General features: G+C 62.4%; 15 protein-coding genes. 6 read left to right on the forward strand and 9 right to left on the reverse strand.

Going from position 1 to position 14,838, the window contains the following annotated elements:
* Positions 1–2 precede the first annotated feature (2 nt).
* The 7 genes from ACIPY2_RS00670 to ACIPY2_RS00700 all read right to left on the reverse strand — a co-directional run bounded on the left by ACIPY2_RS00670 (position 3) and on the right by ACIPY2_RS00700 (position 6,167).
* The gene (locus ACIPY2_RS00670; protein WP_400264477.1) at positions 3–1,445 is read right to left on the reverse strand and encodes a CpaF family protein; all 1,443 of its coding nucleotides are present in this window, start codon (positions 1,443–1,445) and stop codon (positions 3–5) included.
* Positions 1,442–2,641, reverse strand: a complete 1,200-nt coding sequence (locus ACIPY2_RS00675; RefSeq protein WP_400264478.1) for a CpaE family protein — start codon at positions 2,639–2,641, stop codon at positions 1,442–1,444. The genes ACIPY2_RS00670 and ACIPY2_RS00675 overlap by 4 nt, the downstream gene beginning before the upstream one ends.
* Complete coding sequence (locus tag ACIPY2_RS00680) at positions 2,638–3,405, reverse strand: Flp pilus assembly protein CpaB (RefSeq protein ID WP_400264479.1); 768 nt, start codon at positions 3,403–3,405, stop codon at positions 2,638–2,640. The genes ACIPY2_RS00675 and ACIPY2_RS00680 overlap by 4 nt, the downstream gene beginning before the upstream one ends.
* Before the next feature lie 53 nt (positions 3,406–3,458).
* A complete protein-coding gene (locus ACIPY2_RS00685; RefSeq protein WP_400264480.1) occupies positions 3,459–4,499 on the reverse strand; it encodes a pilus assembly protein TadG-related protein in 1,041 nt (346 codons plus the stop codon).
* Entirely contained in the window at positions 4,487–4,894 is a 408-nt protein-coding gene (locus ACIPY2_RS00690; protein WP_400264481.1) for a TadE/TadG family type IV pilus assembly protein, read from the reverse strand. Before ACIPY2_RS00690 ends, ACIPY2_RS00685 begins: the two co-directional genes overlap by 13 nt.
* Before the next feature lie 107 nt (positions 4,895–5,001).
* Entirely contained in the window at positions 5,002–5,196 is a 195-nt protein-coding gene (locus ACIPY2_RS00695) for a Flp family type IVb pilin (RefSeq protein ID WP_400264482.1), read from the reverse strand.
* A 344-nt stretch (positions 5,197–5,540) separates the two neighbouring features.
* The gene (locus ACIPY2_RS00700) at positions 5,541–6,167 is read right to left on the reverse strand and encodes a prepilin peptidase (protein WP_400265080.1); all 627 of its coding nucleotides are present in this window, start codon (positions 6,165–6,167) and stop codon (positions 5,541–5,543) included.
* 315 nt (positions 6,168–6,482) lie between these two features.
* Here ACIPY2_RS00700 and rplM point away from each other — a divergent pair, with 315 nt between their 5' ends.
* The 3 genes from rplM to glmM all read left to right on the forward strand — a co-directional run bounded on the left by rplM (position 6,483) and on the right by glmM (position 8,963).
* Complete coding sequence (rplM, locus tag ACIPY2_RS00705) at positions 6,483–6,926, forward strand: 50S ribosomal protein L13 (RefSeq protein WP_347108042.1); 444 nt, start codon at positions 6,483–6,485, stop codon at positions 6,924–6,926.
* Positions 6,927–6,964: 38 nt separating this feature from the next.
* The gene (rpsI, locus tag ACIPY2_RS00710; protein WP_400264483.1) at positions 6,965–7,471 is read left to right on the forward strand and encodes a 30S ribosomal protein S9; all 507 of its coding nucleotides are present in this window, start codon (positions 6,965–6,967) and stop codon (positions 7,469–7,471) included.
* Between the two features lie 127 nt (positions 7,472–7,598).
* Positions 7,599–8,963 carry a phosphoglucosamine mutase gene (glmM, locus tag ACIPY2_RS00715; RefSeq protein WP_400264484.1) on the forward strand — a complete coding sequence of 455 codons (1,365 nt, stop codon included), beginning with the start codon at positions 7,599–7,601 and terminating at the stop codon, positions 8,961–8,963.
* Between the two features lie 61 nt (positions 8,964–9,024).
* Here the strand turns inward: glmM and ACIPY2_RS00720 are convergent, their stop codons facing one another.
* Together ACIPY2_RS00720 and coaA are read right to left on the reverse strand one after the other, a co-directional pair.
* Complete coding sequence (locus ACIPY2_RS00720) at positions 9,025–9,798, reverse strand: D-alanyl-D-alanine carboxypeptidase family protein (RefSeq protein WP_400265081.1); 774 nt, start codon at positions 9,796–9,798, stop codon at positions 9,025–9,027.
* A gap of 64 nt (positions 9,799–9,862) precedes the next feature.
* Positions 9,863–10,834 carry a type I pantothenate kinase gene (gene coaA / locus ACIPY2_RS00725; RefSeq protein ID WP_400264485.1) on the reverse strand — a complete coding sequence of 324 codons (972 nt, stop codon included), beginning with the start codon at positions 10,832–10,834 and terminating at the stop codon, positions 9,863–9,865.
* Positions 10,835–10,973: 139 nt separating this feature from the next.
* Between coaA and glmS the strand changes: the two genes are divergently transcribed.
* Genes glmS through ACIPY2_RS00740 form a run of 3 tightly spaced genes read left to right on the forward strand, consistent with a single transcriptional unit; the run spans position 10,974 to position 14,774 of the window.
* Positions 10,974–12,857: a glutamine--fructose-6-phosphate transaminase (isomerizing) gene (gene glmS, locus ACIPY2_RS00730; RefSeq protein WP_400264486.1), complete on the forward strand. Its 1,884-nt coding sequence runs from the start codon at positions 10,974–10,976 to the stop codon at positions 12,855–12,857.
* Positions 12,858–12,861: 4 nt separating this feature from the next.
* Positions 12,862–13,209 carry a holo-ACP synthase gene (locus ACIPY2_RS00735; RefSeq protein ID WP_400264487.1) on the forward strand — a complete coding sequence of 116 codons (348 nt, stop codon included), beginning with the start codon at positions 12,862–12,864 and terminating at the stop codon, positions 13,207–13,209.
* Between the two features lie 20 nt (positions 13,210–13,229).
* Complete coding sequence (locus ACIPY2_RS00740; RefSeq protein WP_400264488.1) at positions 13,230–14,774, forward strand: NAD(P)H-hydrate epimerase; 1,545 nt, start codon at positions 13,230–13,232, stop codon at positions 14,772–14,774.
* Positions 14,775–14,838: the final 64 nt, after the last annotated feature.

Raw genomic sequence — 14,838 nt, forward strand, 5'->3', positions numbered from 1 at the left:
TTCTAACGCCGCCCAACAGGTGCCGGCCCCACGCCGAACACAGCCGGTGATACGTTGATGCCGAGTTCGGCAAAGCGATCAAGGAAGCGTGGCCGAATACCGGTCGGGAGCGCACGGCCCAGGAAGCGGCCTTGGGCGTCGATGCCCGCAGAATAGTCGAAAAGGAAGGCGTCCTGGAGGGTGACGACGTCGCCCTCCATCCCTTGGACTTCCGTCACATGGGTGACACGACGGCTTCCGTCACGGAGCCGGGTAACCTGCACAATCAGGTCCACTGCAGATGACACTTGTTCCCTGATGGCCCGCAGCGGAAGGTCCATTCCGGCCATGAGGACAAGGGTTTCCAAGCGGGCAATGGCGTCACGGGGCGAATTGGCGTGGACTGTGGACAATGATCCATCGTGACCGGTGTTCATGGCCTGGAGCATGTCCAGTGATTCGCCACCACGGACTTCGCCAACGATGATCCTGTCCGGCCTCATGCGGAGTGAGTTCCTGACCAGGTCCCGGATGCTGACAGCGCCCTTGCCTTCGATGTTGGCCGGGCGGCTCTCCAGCCGCACCACGTGCCGCTGCTGCAACTGCAGCTCGACGGCGTCCTCGATGGTCACGATGCGGTCGGATTCCGGAATGAAGGAAGAAAGCACATTCAGCAGGGTTGTCTTGCCGGTGCCGGTACCACCCGAAACGATGACGTTCAGGCGGGCTCGCACGCAGGCGCTGAGCAGGTCCGCCATTTCAGGGCTCATCGAGCCCCACTCGATGAGGTTGCGAACCGTCAGCGGAACGTGGCTGAACTTCCTGATGGTCAGCGACGGGCCATTGACGGCCAATGGCGGAATGATCGCGTTGACACGGGAACCGTCCTCCAGCCTGGCGTCGACGAGTGGCGAAGACTCATCAATGCGACGGCCGACCTTGGAGACGATGCGCTCAATGACCTTCCTCAGATGGTCGTCGGAACTGAACTGAAGGTCGGTTAGGGCCAGTTGTCCGTGCCGCTCAACATAGATCTGGTCGAAGCGGTTGACCATCACTTCCGTGATGGAGGGATCCTCGAGCAGCCTTTGCAGTGGGCCGAAGCCCATGACTTCATCGGCTATTTCGCGGATGAGACGGCGACGCTCCTCGGGGGAAAGCGGAACCTGTTCATCGTCGATCACGGATGAGAGCTCATCGACGGCGAACGTCCGCAGTTCTTCCTCGGACGTTGAGCTGTCCCCGAGCCTGTTGCCAATCCGCTCGAACAGAGCCGTGGCCGCCCTATGCTTCAGACCTGCGAGTGCATCCACAGCGGGGACGGAGGGAGCGCCACCCAGCAACGACGCCTGGCCGCCCTCGACTCCCGAACTATTGGTGCCGCCCAGTACTCCGCCGGCATGTCCATGCCCACCATCATTGGAATTCAGGGAGCCGTTCTTCGATAGCCTTTCAGACAATTTCATGACACAACCACCCGTCGGTGAAGTTTGTTCTGCGGAAGGGCATCAAGCTTGGGATCAAATCGCTCTACGAGCTTCTTCAGGCCTTTTGCAGCAGAATCCCGGGTTGTTCCTTGAAGCACTGGAATGCCCCGGTTCGTAGAAAACGGCAAGTTCCGGGAGCGGGGAATCACTGTGTCCACCGGAACTCCGATGGTGGCCTCTACGTCCTGAACCGAGATTCCGCTCTTGCGGTCAGCGAAGTTCAAGACAGTGTGCCTGCCTTGCGGCAGAAGTTGGAGTTCTTTGAGCACACTAAATGACTTCCGGAGTCCCCGGATACTTGGTACGTCCATCCCGCAGACCCAGACGCCATCCGTGGCTAGCTCCAAGGTGGCCAGGCAGTGCTCGCCGAGGCCTGGCGCAGTATCAACCACGACATACTTGAATTCGCTGGCGAGTTGGTTGATCAGCCGTGACACGTGATCTGCTGTGATGTAGTCCGACTCGGATGGCCTGCTGGGAGCGCACAAGGCGTAGATACCAGCCGGGTGGACTGTCAGGAACGCTTTGAGAACCATGGAGTCCTGCGCCGCGGAGCCATGGACAGCCTCCGTGATTGAGTGCTCCGGCTCAAGAAGCAGGCCGGACGCCACATCGCCGAACTGAAGGTCCAGGTCCACGATGACCACTCCCATGGGCGCTACCGCACCGAGGCCCACAGCCAGGTTGGTGGCCACCGTGGTCTTGCCGACTCCTCCCTTGGGGGACATCACGGCGATGACCCGGCCCCGTTCATGCCCGGACTCCGCGGCCGGCTGCATGCCGCGCCGCCGGCTGGCCGATGCCAGGCAGGCGCGTTCCAAGAGGACCCGGAGTTCGTTGACCTCGATTTCCGGGGAAATTACATCCCGGATGCCGGCGTGCATCGCACGTAGGACTGTGTCAGGCTCCGGTTCCGAAACCAGCAGGAGGCTGATCTCGGGGTACTGGAGATCGAAAACCGTGGCCAGCTTCAGCGCATCGTCATGATTGACACCCGGCCCCAGGATCATCACCTCAGGTGGAGCGCCCGTCAGTTCCTTGAAGACATCGTCGGTGCTTCCGTGCAGGACAGCGGGAGAAAGGGTCTGCAGGTCTCCATGCAGTGCACCGGTAATGGCTTGGCGTACACGACTCTCAAAGTCGCGAACAGCGGTGATGGCTACGAAGCGGCTCATTGGACCAGCCCTCCAAAGGTTGTTGTCGGGGGATCGCTCTTTGCGGTCTTGTCCGTTTGCTTGGACAGCCACAGAGTTCCGAATTCGGCACCAAAGACCATCTTGGAAGCGTTCGCATCGCTGAGAGCGACGGTTACATAGGCCGAGCCGTTGGGAAGTGCGACACCTTTGTCCGTGCCTGCCGATTTTTCTGCATCCGGAGCGGCCTGCTGGACGGCAGTCACCAGGACGTCGTGGTAGAGCAGCTCAGTGAAGTTTTTCCAGCCCGTCAGTCCCGGGGGGAGATTGGCTCCGGCAGGGACGTTGTCGTCCAGTTTGAAAGATGCAAAGACGGTGACTGTGTCACCGGCTTCGATGCGACCACCCAGGATCCGCTCGGGGGCGAGCACGAAGGTGGTCTCTTGAAGTCCGTCCGGGACGGGGACTGTGCCCGGAACAAGTTGGTTGGGATTGACGAGCTTGACTCCGAGCAGTTGTTCGCCGGGTTGAAGGTCGACGCTGGTGACCTTCCCGGACTGATCGTTGAGGGCGTTGATGGTGCCGGGTGCCACAGCGGACTGGGGCAAAGTCTCCGTCTTCACCTTGGAACCCAGGTCTTCGGCCTTGGTACCGGCCGGGATGCGCTCCTTGGCAACAAGGACGCTGACGGGATCGAGCCCTTGCTGTGCCCGCTTATCGGCCCCTTGAACGTAGGTGACCAATAAGACGGTGCCGATCACTGCCAACAGCAGTGCTGCAATGCCTCCCAGTAGGCGTGTTTTCACGGTGTAACTCCCTTCGGGATTTCTAACTTGACGTAGTCGGCATTGGCCGGCTGCTATTTGGTGAGTGAAACGACAGAGGCTCCATAGTTCGGGATGCCTCCGGTGACCTTCATCCCGTCTTCCAGAGAGACGAAACGGTCAAAGAAGCCCTGGAGGCCGCGGCAATTTCCGGTGCACTTCGGGGCGGCTGGATCTGCGACACCGCCGGTGCCGCTGAACCTGTATCCGGTGACTTGAAAGGCTGCGAACCCTATCAGCGTGTATTTGGCGTTGGACCCATTGCCCGTGGCGGTTTTGAAGAGCGGCACGAGTGCCGGTTTCTCCATAATGTGTGCAAGCACCGAGTCACAGGCTGCTGCGTTGGGGAAGTGGTTGCCCGGTTGGCCCTGGACTGTAGCGCTGAGGGAAATGTCTGTAGCGCATCCAGAGGTTGTCAGTAGCCAACCAAAACCGCCAGGTTCGTAGCCATTTTGCGCTGCGCAGCCAGGATATGCCGGGGCATTTTCGTCGTAACGCAGAAGTACGTGCGTGGGAATCGGATCGCCTGAAAAGTTGCCGGTCGAATTGAGCGACGCCAGTTGCGCCGGCGATAGGTACTTCTTGAACACACACTCACTGATGGTCCAGGGTAGAGTGCTGGCTTTGGACGGGGCACCCCAGCTCGCTTCGGCCGTGGCCCTTACGGTTGACGATTCGAAGCCCAAAACCTGTGCGAAGAACAGGGAGAAATGGTCCGCCCCACCTTCGCGGGCATTCGTGACAACCCTGACAGTGGTGGCCGACGGAAATGTCACGGTAGCTCCGCTGGAGCCGTCGTTCGCGTTCTTGTTGGCAAAGTCGTTGCCGGTGGCTGAACTGTTTCCACAGCTTCCGTTGGCGCAGTCCGTTGCAATTGCCAAGGCTCCGGCATCGGCGCCGTTCTGCAACTGCGCCTTCTCGGCATAAAGGGCGCCAACGTCGACGGCCAATGCACCAAATCCCAGAAGTGCCACCATGAGGCCAGCCACCATAATCGAGGCTGCACCGCGCTCGCTGCTTCCAGTTCCCGATCGCCCGGAACGCTGTCTGTGGTTGATTTCCACTAACCACCGCATCGCATGACCCCCTCCCCTTTGAGGTTCATCGGAAAGAGTCCGGGTGAACCGAAGAAGCCGGCATCAAGGAAGCCGGACATGGAATTCAACGAGACGCTGGTGGTTACTTTGACGTTGGAGCCGGGCTTGCAGCTTGAAGCGTTATCCGTGACGGTGACTCCGAGGCCGTTGAGGGACGGGGCCGCGCCAAGGGCGACCCCCTTCACGTTGAGGCCACCCTTGTCGTAGTTGACAGCCGCGTAGCGAGCACCCTCGCGGGCTGCCTGCGTCAGGGAAACCTGGACGTTCAAGACCCTGCCAAATTCGATGATCCCGACCAGGACCAGCAGTAGGAGCGGCAAAAGGATTGCCATTTCCACGGCTACTGCACCGCGCTCTTTGCTTCGTGATTTCACGACTGTCTCCCAGACCCAGATTGTTGAGGGGTTGAACAGTTCTTAAGCGGAAAGGCCGGCGGTTGTGGCCGAAGTTCGATCCACAGCCGCCGGCCGAGCAGTTTGATCTAGAGGCTGGCCGTAATGCCAGCGAACATGTCGCGAATAGCGGTGCCGAGGGGGCCGACAGCTACGACGACGACCACCGCGATGAGGGCGACCATGATGCCGTATTCAACCATCGTTGCGCCCTTCTCTTCTTTGGTGAAGCGGTCCTTGACGCCGGCGATGTACGAGGTAATGGTGAACATGAGAGCAGACATTGGAAAATTCCTTCCCAGAATGAATTTTGGTGAATTGAGTGAGTTGCAGTTATAGGTCCCGCAAATTATGTGAATTTGCTACGTCCCCCGAACTACCCCCGTATTTCCTTTAGCGGTTCGGGTTTCGATAAATCAAGAATTCACCCTGGGTGCGCAGCTGAACAATGCGTAGTCGTACTCGAATTCCTCTGCGCGTGATTAAGTGGCCACTCGCGGGGTGGCGGAGGAGTACTCAGTTTTGGGGTCGACGGGACCCGGTCACTACTTGGTTTTGGCAGTAGCCTTAGCTGTTCGAGCGCAAAAGAAGGCCGCGATGGAGCCAGGGGCAAACAGCTTAGGGAGTACTACTGAAGTACCAGGACCACACCCAGGACGGCTGCAAACATCGCCGGTCCATGGGCCGTTTCACGCGGTTTTTCAGAGGATCCCAGACGCAACATCAGCACCGTCAGCACCCCGCCCACCACGAACCCCAGCAGCCCGCCATAGAGTACTTGCTCCCAACCCAAGTACCCCAAGTACAGTCCGAGGGGCGCCGCGAGCTTCACATCGCCCATTCCGAGGCTCCTCGGCGAAATAATTCCCAAGATCAGGTACCCGGTGAACAGGATTGCCGCTCCCGCGAGGGCCCGGAGCAGCTCGAGCCATCCCGGATCCACCAATGCGGAGAGGCCCAGGAGCAGCAGGCCGCCACCAAGAAGGGCCAAAACGAGCCCGTTGGGAAGCAAATGCAGTGCGAAATCAATGCGCGAAAGCTGTACGCCCAAAAGTGCCAGTAAAAGATAGGCCGCCAATTCCGGTGAAAAGCCAAACCGCCACGCAAGCAAGCCGAAGAGCAGCGCGGTGACTGCCGCCGTCGTGATCCTTACGCTCAAGCCGGGCACGGAGCCGAGCCGCGGGAGCGATCTGCTGATGAGGAGCTCGCAGAGCGGACTCAGCAGCAAGCCGGCAAGCGCGAGCAGGAGCGGCATGGCAGGTCCCTCGGTCACGTGCACTCCTCATCGACAGTCCCCATTAACACAGTCGCCCCCATGGGCGGTAACCCCATTTTGACCCGGGGGTGCCGTGGAAGGTATTGTTTATAGTCGTTGTGCGTGTCCTAACTCGATGACACATGCCCACTCGGGGATCCAGTTGCAGGGTCAGTAACTCAGGTGGCATATCGAGGTTTTTGGATGACTGGTCTATAGAGCCCTCACCTCTGCTCCGGTAACGCATACATAGTAGGTGCACGTCTTACTGCGTGCCCTGAAACATGAACGCCAGAACAAGAACGAGGCCAAACCGTGCGTACGTACACCCCGAAGCCCGGCGATATCAACCGCCAGTGGCACGTCATTGACGCCACCGATGTTGTCCTTGGTCGTCTTGCCAGCCAGACCGCAACACTGCTGCGCGGAAAGCACAAGCCGACCTATGCGTCCCACATGGACATGGGCGACTTCGTCATCATCATCAACGCTGAGAAGGTCGCCCTCACCGGCGCCAAGCTGGAGCAGAAGCGCGCATACCGCCACTCCGGTTACCCGGGCGGCCTGACCTCCGTCAACTACGCCGAACTGCTGGAGAAGAACCCGGTTCGCGCTGTAGAGAAGGCCATCAAGGGCATGCTCCCCAAGAACTCCCTCGCCGCTCAGCAGCTGGGCAAGCTCAAGGTCTACGCAGGCTCCGAGCACCCGCACGCTGCACAGCAGCCGAAGACTTTCGAAATCACCCAGGTCGCCCAGTAGTCCTGGCCACCAACTAACTTTTTATTTCAAGGAGAACCGTGGCTCAGAACGAAGAACTGACCGCCGAAGCCGTCGAGGCTGAGGAAAACCTCACCAGCTACACCTCTGAAAGCGCACCCGTCGAGGACGCGCCCAAGAAGGAGCGCCCGGCACTGACCGTTGCCGGTGCAGCTGTTGGCCGCCGCAAGGAAGCCGTTGCACGCGTTCGCGTTGTACCGGGCTCCGGCAAGTGGATCATCAACGGCCGCGAGCTGGCCAACTACTTCCCGAACAAGCTGCACCAGCAGGATGTCAACGAACCGTTCCGCGTTCTTGACCTCGAAGGTGCATACGACGTTATCGCCCGTATCCACGGCGGTGGCCCCTCCGGCCAGGCTGGCGCATTGCGTCTCGGCATCGCCCGTTCCCTGAACGAGATCGACGTCGAGAACAACCGCCCCACCCTCAAGAAGGCTGGCTTCCTTACTCGTGACGCCCGCGTCATCGAGCGTAAGAAGGCCGGTCTCAAGAAGGCACGTAAGGCTCAGCAGTACTCCAAGCGCTAAACCGCGCTTCGAAGGAAGCCCGTTCCACTTATTGGTGGGGCGGGCTTCCGCCGTTTAACCGGTCCTTGTGACGCTCCCATACACGCGCTGGCCGGGCTCTGTGCCGTCGTCGTCTAAACTTGACCCGATGTCTAGATTATTTGGAACAGATGGCGTGCGCGGTCTCGCGAACGGATTGCTCACCGCCGAGCTGGCTATGCAGCTTGCCCAGGCCGCCGCCGTCGTACTTGGCCATGACCGCACTACCGACGGCAAACGGCCCCGCGCCGTGGTTGCCCGGGACCCGAGGGCGAGCGGCGAATTCCTCGCCGCGGCCGTTGAAGCGGGGCTCTCCAGCTCCGGCGTCGACGTCTATGACGCAGGCGTCCTGCCTACCCCGGCCGCTGCGTACCTGGTGGCAGACCTCGACGCCGATTTCGGCGTCATGCTTTCCGCCTCCCACAACCCGGCGCCGGACAACGGCATCAAGTTTTTCGCCCGCGGCGGCCAGAAGCTGCCCGACGACGTCGAGGATGCCATCGAAGCGCAGCTCGGCAAGGAACCGCAGCGTCCGATTGGCGGCGACGTGGGCCGCATCCAGCGGTTCTCGGATGCCGAGGACCGCTACATTGTCCACCTGCTCGGCACGCTTCCCCAGCGCCTCGACGGCCTGAAAGTAGTGCTGGACTGTGCCCACGGCGCAGCCAGCGGTTGCTCCCCGCAGGTGTTCAAGGACGCGGGCGCCGAGGTGGTTGTTATCGGTGCCGAACCGGATGGCCTCAACATCAACGAAGGCGTCGGGTCCACGCATTTGGGCCCGCTGAAGGAAGCCGTGGTGAAGTACGGAGCGGACCTGGGTGTTGCCCACGACGGCGACGCTGACCGCTGCCTGGCCGTGGACCACGAGGGCAACGAGGTGGACGGCGACCAGATCATGGCGATCCTGGCGCTGGCCCTCAACAAGGCAGGCAAGCTCAAGGACAACATCCTCGTAGCGACGGTCATGAGCAACCTCGGACTCAAGATCGCTCTCCGGGACGCCGGCATCACCATCCGCGAAACAGCCGTGGGCGACCGTTACGTCCTTGAAGAAATGCGCGACGGCGGCTACAACCTCGGCGGCGAACAGTCCGGCCACGTGATCTTCTCCGATTACGCCACCACGGGCGACGGTGTGCTCACGGGCCTCCAGCTGGCCGCACAGGTGGCGCTCACGGGCCGCAGCCTGCAGGAACTGGCCACCGCCATGACCAAGCTTCCGCAGCTCATGATCAACGTCAAGGGCGTGGATAAGGCCCGGGCAGCCACCGACGAAGGCGTGGCAGCGGCGGTTGCCGAAGCAGAAGCGGAACTCGGCGAGACCGGCCGCGTCCTGTTGCGCCCCTCCGGAACCGAAGCGCTGGTCCGCGTCATGGTGGAGGCTGCCGACATGGAAACCGCCGAGAGGATCTGCAAGGGCCTGGCTGCAGTGGTCAAGGAACGCCTGAGCGTGACCAGTGACATCGCTGTCTAGAACCGAACGTTAGGCAAGCGGCCCGCCCCCGTAAGGGAGCGGGCCGCAGCTGCTTAACGGGCTACAGGTAGTCGGGCGCCGGTTCCAGACCGAAATACTCCTCCAAGGTGGCAATGCCCTTGGCAGCCATGGCGGTGGCCGCTTCAATGCCGATGTACCTGAGGTGCCAGGACTCGTAGAAGTAGCCCGTGATCTCGTGGAACATCCAGGGGTACCGGACGATGAAGCCGAATTTATGGGCGTTGGCCTTGGCCCACACGGCAGCCGGCTGCTCGGCGAAGCACGGTTGGAAGCTGCACGCTCCGCCACCGTCCGAAATGTCGAAGGACCAGCCCGTCTGGTGCTCCGAATAGCCGGGGCGGGCGGAGGCCCGGTCGGCCGCTGCTTGCCCGCTGCTGGCCACGTATCCGTTGTACGTGGTGATCTGCGTGGTGTACGAGCGGTAGCCCGAGGCCAACGCCATGACGACGCCCTCCGCGGCGGCAGCGCCGAACATCTTTTCCGCGGCAGCCGCCGTCGTACTGTTCAAATGGCTTGCCTCGCCGCTGACGGCGAGCCGGATGGCGGGCTGGACCAGATCAGCGGGGATATAGTTCTGCGGGTTCAGCGGCCTGTGCTTGTTGACCACCACCCACGGGCTGGTTGGGTCTGTCAGGGAAAACTGCATTGCCGCGGTGCTCGACGGCGATGGGCTTGGTGGCGTACTCGTTGCCGCTGCCGCCGGGGTCACGCTCGGCGTCTCGGTCGGCGATGGGCTGGGGGACCCGGTCTGTGCTTCCGCAGCTGCAGGGGAGGGGTTGGCTTGGTCGGGGGTGCAGGCGGCCAGCGCGACCATGCCGACGCCTGCCGAGAGCAGGCCCGTGAAGGCGCGACGGCTGGGCAGTGGCACGGTCACCGGCTCAGACCTTCCGCAGGAGCATGCGACGTATGGAGTGGTCGGCGTCTTTGGTCAGGACCAGTTGGGCGCGTCCACGGGTGGGCAGCACGTTTTCTTCCAGGTTGGGCTCGTTGATGCGCTTCCAGATACCCCGGGCCGTTGACTCGGCGTCGTCGTCAGAGAGCGTGGCGTAGCGGTGGAAGTAGGACTCGGGTTGGGCGAACGCCGTGGAGCGGAGCTTGCGGAACCGGTCCACGTACCACTCCTCGATGTAGGAGGTCTTGGCATCCACGTAGATGGAGAAGTCGAAGAAGTCGCTCAGGGCCAGTCCCTGCTTCCCATCCATGCGGGGCCGGGCCGGGGCAAGGACATTGAGGCCTTCAACGATCAGTACGTCTGGCCGGCGTACCACTACTTCCTTCCCGGGCACGATGTCGTAGGTCACGTGGGAGTACCACGGAGCGCGCACTTCCTCGGCGCCGCCCTTGACCTCCGACACAAAACGCAACAACGCGCGGCGGTCGTAGGACTCCGGGAAACCCTTGCGTTCCAGCAGGTGTCGGCGCTTCAACTCGGCCAACGGGTAAAGGAATCCGTCGGTGGTGATGAGTTCCACGTTGGGTGTGCCGGGCCAGCGGCGGAGCATCTCCCGGAGCACGCGGGCAATGGTGGACTTGCCGACTGCCACGGATCCGGCGACGCCGATCACGAAAGGCGTCCGTTGCGTTTGCTCGCCGAGGAACGTGGTGGTGGCGGCGTGCAGTTGGTGCGAGGCTTCCACATACAGGTGCAAAAGCCGGGAAAGCGGGAGATATACCTCCCTGACTTCCTTCATGTCCAGGGGATCGCCGAGGCCGCGGAGGCGGAAGATGTCCTCTTCGTTAAGGGGCTGCTCCATCTGGGCGGCAAGCCGGGACCAGGTGTGGCGGTCCAGCTCAACGAAGGGAGAAGCGCCGTCGCCATTCGCTTCGGTGCGTTGCAAAGTCACGCTCACGATTCTGCCCTTCGCGGGGCGGAACAGGAAATGCGCGACGACGGAGAGATGAATTGTCCGTGACGCAGGTCTCGGCGGGATGCGTCGGAGGGAGGATGTCCCACGTCAGTTGTTTGACTGAGCCGGTAGGCTTGGACCCATGTGTGGAATCGTAGGCTATGTTGGCAATTCGTCTCGTAAGGCAGCTGGACACAGCGCCCTTGACGTCGTTGTGGAGGGGCTGCGTCGTCTTGAGTACCGCGGCTACGACTCCGCCGGCGTCGCAGTAGTGGCTGACGGGGAAATCTCGTCCCGCAAGAAGTCCGGAAAGCTGAGCAACCTTGTCAGCGAACTTGAAGCAAACCCGGTCCCTGAATCACTGACCGGCATTGGCCACACCCGCTGGGCCACGCACGGTGGGCCCACCGACGGCAATGCGCACCCGCACCTCTCCGACGGCGGACGCCTCGCGTTGATCCACAACGGAATCATCGAGAACTTCGCAGAGCTCAAGCAGGAACTGCTCGCCAAGGGCGTCACGTTCAAGTCCGAGACCGATACCGAAGTTGCTGCCGCCCTCCTGGGCGATATCTTCCGCAACGAACTGAACGGCGACGCCGGCAACCTCACCCAGGCGATGCGCCTGGCCTGCCAGCGCCTCGAAGGTGCCTTCACCCTCCTTGCCGTGCACGCGGACCAGCCCGACGTCGTCGTGGCAGCCCGCCGTAACTCCCCACTGGTTGTGGGCCTGGGCGAAGGCGAGAACTTTCTTGGTTCGGACGTCTCCGGCTTCATCGACTACACGCGCCGCGCCGTAGAACTTGGCCAGGACCAGATCGTCACCATCACCGCGGACTCCGTTGAAATCACCGACTTCTTCGGTGCCCCTGCCGAAGGCAAGGAATACCACGTTGACTGGGACCCGGCTTCTGCTGAAAAGGGTGGCTTCAACTCCTTCATGGAGAAGGAAATCCACGACCAGCCCGACGCCGTAGGCCAGACCCTCCTGGGCCGCTCCGACCTCAACGGCAAGCTGACGCTGGACGAGCTCCGCATCGACCCCGAGCTGCTCAAGCAGGTCAACAAGATCATCGTCCTCGCCTGCGGTACCGCAGCATACGCCGGCCTCGTCGCCAAGTACGCGATCGAGAACTGGTGCCGTATCCCCACCGAGGTGGAGCTCGCCCACGAGTTCCGCTACCGGGATCCGATCGTTGACGGCAACACGCTGGTGGTCTCCATCAGCCAGTCCGGTGAAACCATGGACACGCTCATGGCCGTCCGCTACGCCAGCGAACAGGGTGCCAAGACGATCTCCATCTGCAACACCAACGGTTCCACCATCCCGCGTGAATCCGACGCCGTGCTTTACACGCACGCCGGTCCGGAAATCGCCGTGGCATCCACCAAGGCATTCCTGGCCCAGATCACTGCCGCCTACCTGCTTGGCCTCTACCTGGCACAGCTGCGCGGCAACATCTTCAGCGGCCAGATCAAGGATGTGCTCGCTGACCTGGGCAAGATCCCGGCCAAGATCCAGCAGATCCTGGACACCGCAGGTCCCCTGCGTGAGCTCGCCCGCAGCATGAAGGACGAGAAATCCGTACTGTTCCTCGGCCGCCACGTCGGTTACCCGGTGGCCCTCGAAGGTGCCTTGAAGCTCAAGGAAATCGCCTACATCCACGCTGAAGGCTTCGCGGCAGGCGAGCTCAAGCACGGCCCGATCGCCCTGATCGACGACGGCCAGCCCGTCTTCGTGGTGGTTCCGTCCCCGCGTGGCCGCGACTCCCTGCACTCCAAGGTGGTCAGCAACATCCAGGAAGTCCGCGCACGTGGTGCCCGTACCCTGGTGATCGCCGAGGAAGGCGACGAGTCGGTCAAGGATTACGCAGAGCACGTGTTCTACGTTCCGGAGACGCCTACGCTCCTCATGCCGCTGCTCACCACGGTTCCGCTGCAGATCTTCGCAGCAGAGCTTGCGGGAGCAAAGGGTTACGACGTGGACCAGCCGCGTAACCTCGCCAAGAGCGTGACCGTAGAATAACCGCATGATTGTTGGCATTGGCGTAGACGTCGTAGATATCGAACGGTTTGGACGGCAGCTCGAACGGACTCCGGGTTTGAAGGAGCGCTTGTTCGTTCCGGCCGAGCGTGAGCTGAACACCCGGTCCCTGGCCGCCCGTTTCGCTGCGAAGGAAGCCGTGGCCAAGGTCCTGGGAGCCCCCGCCGGCATGAACTGGCAGGACTGCTGGATCGGCCTGGACGAGAACGGTCCCACGGTCCAGGTGAAAGGGACGGTCCTTGCCGTCGCCGAGGCCAAGGGCGTCAAGCGCTGGCACTTGTCCATCAGCCACGACGGCGGCATTGCTACGGCCACCGTTATCGCTGAGGGCTAGAGAGCGGCTACAACAGAACAATGATCAGCGCCTTCACCGGACAACAGATCAGGGATGCGGAACAACCGCTCCTGGACTCCGGTGAGGGCGCTGTTCTCATGCACAGGGCGGCCTACGGGCTGGCTACCGAAGTTGTCCGCAGGATCAGGAAGCGCCGCAAGGTTCCCGGCGCCACCGTCACCGTCCTGGTGGGCAAGGGCAATAACGGCGGTGATGGGCTGTTCGCGGCCTCCATGCTGGCCCGCCGCGGTATGCGCACGACGGCAGTACTCGCTTCCAAGGAGGCCCACCCCGAGGGTTTGGCTGCTTTCCGCGAGGCAGGGGGCCGGGTCCTGCACCTGGACGAGCACAATGCCGAGGAACTGGCCGTGGCGACGGCCGGCAGCGACGTCGTCATTGACGCCCTGCTGGGGACCGGTGCGCGCGGCGGCCTGCGGGATGCTTCGGCGGAGCTGGTCGCTTCCCTTCAGGAACTTGGCCCACGGTGCGTGGTTGCCTGTGATGTGCCCAGTGGTTTGGACGCCAACACTGGCGAGGTCCACTGGCCTGTCCTGCAAGCTGATCTCACAGTGACGTTTGGCGGCATGAAGGCCGGGTTGCTCGCCGATCCCGGAGAGGGCTGTGCGGGGCGCGTGGTCCTGGTGAAGATCGGTATTGAAGATTCGCTCCATGAGGCCGGGTTGCGCCGGCTGACCGAGGCGGACCTGGGGACTTTGCTGCCGAAACCCGGCAGGCGATCCCAAAAGTACTCCAGGGGTGTGCTGGGCGTGGTGGCCGGATCCCCGCGCTACGCGGGGGCGGCGGTCCTCTCCGTGCATGCGGCGGCGGTTTCGGGCGCGGGCATGGTCCGTTATCAGGGTCCGGAAGCTGCTGCCCGCCAAGTATTGGCCAGGACGCCCGAGGCTCTCTGGGAGACGGACAACCCGGGACGCGTGCAGGCGTGGCTGCTGGGTCCGGGGGTGGACGGTGAAGACCAGCAGCAGCGCGCCGGAAAGGCTGCCCGTTCCGCCTTGGAAGCCGGACTCCCCGTCGTGGCGGACGCCGGTGCCCTGAGCCTGTTGCCGGAGCGTTGCCCCCCGAACTGGATACTGACCCCGCACGCCGGAGAACTGGCAACGCTGCTCAGCTCCAACAGCGAGGTGGCCGTGACCCGCGATGACGTTGAATCGCGTCCCTTGCACTTTGTCCGGCTAGCCGCGGAGGAAACCGGCGCCACGGTGCTGCTGAAGGGCGCAACCACACTGGTGGCCTCGCCGTCGGGCGTTGTCTTCAGCCAGTCGGAAGGCACCCCTTGGATGGCTACCGCCGGCAGCGGCGACGTGTTGGCCGGGATCCTCGGCGCCCTGGTGGTGCAGTCAACAGAAGCACTGACGGACGACGACGGCGCTTACGCCGGTTTGGGCTTGGAACCGCAGGACCGCTGGGCTGCTGTGGCGGCCGTAGCGGCGAGCGTCCATGGCCGGGCGGGATCGGCCGCATCACGCGATTTCGAGGGAGGCCCCCTTACAGCCTCGGCCATCATGGAGAGCGTACCCCGCGTCATTGGTTCGCTGAGCGCGGAATGAGACCGCACAAAACCGTAAGGTTACTGTCTGTGTCGTGGTCATGAGTAGGCTTGCAACAGTTGTT

The sequence above is a fragment of the Paenarthrobacter sp. NPDC089675 genome, assembly GCF_044749185.1.
Classification (GTDB): domain Bacteria; phylum Actinomycetota; class Actinomycetes; order Actinomycetales; family Micrococcaceae; genus Arthrobacter.

What these genes read in the sequence shown, in the direction of transcription:
- ACIPY2_RS00670 (WP_400264477.1), bottom strand. Translation starts at nt 1,445, where the DNA reads ATGAAATTGTCTGAAAGGCTATCGAAGAACGGCTCCCTGAATTCCAAT.
- ACIPY2_RS00675 (WP_400264478.1), bottom strand. Translation starts at nt 2,641, where the DNA reads ATGAGCCGCTTCGTAGCCATCACCGCTGTTCGCGACTTTGAGAGTCGT.
- ACIPY2_RS00685 (WP_400264480.1), bottom strand. Translation starts at nt 4,499, where the DNA reads ATGCGGTGGTTAGTGGAAATCAACCACAGACAGCGTTCCGGGCGATCG.
- ACIPY2_RS00695 (WP_400264482.1), bottom strand. Translation starts at nt 5,196, where the DNA reads ATGTCTGCTCTCATGTTCACCATTACCTCGTACATCGCCGGCGTCAAG.
- ACIPY2_RS00700 (WP_400265080.1), bottom strand. Translation starts at nt 6,167, where the DNA reads ATGCCGCTCCTGCTCGCGCTTGCCGGCTTGCTGCTGAGTCCGCTCTGC.
- glmM (WP_400264484.1), top strand. Translation starts at nt 7,599, where the DNA reads ATGTCTAGATTATTTGGAACAGATGGCGTGCGCGGTCTCGCGAACGGA.
- ACIPY2_RS00720 (WP_400265081.1), bottom strand. Translation starts at nt 9,798, where the DNA reads ATGGTCGCGCTGGCCGCCTGCACCCCCGACCAAGCCAACCCCTCCCCT.
- glmS (WP_400264486.1), top strand. Translation starts at nt 10,974, where the DNA reads ATGTGTGGAATCGTAGGCTATGTTGGCAATTCGTCTCGTAAGGCAGCT.
- ACIPY2_RS00735 (WP_400264487.1), top strand. Translation starts at nt 12,862, where the DNA reads ATGATTGTTGGCATTGGCGTAGACGTCGTAGATATCGAACGGTTTGGA.
- ACIPY2_RS00740 (WP_400264488.1), top strand. Translation starts at nt 13,230, where the DNA reads ATGATCAGCGCCTTCACCGGACAACAGATCAGGGATGCGGAACAACCG.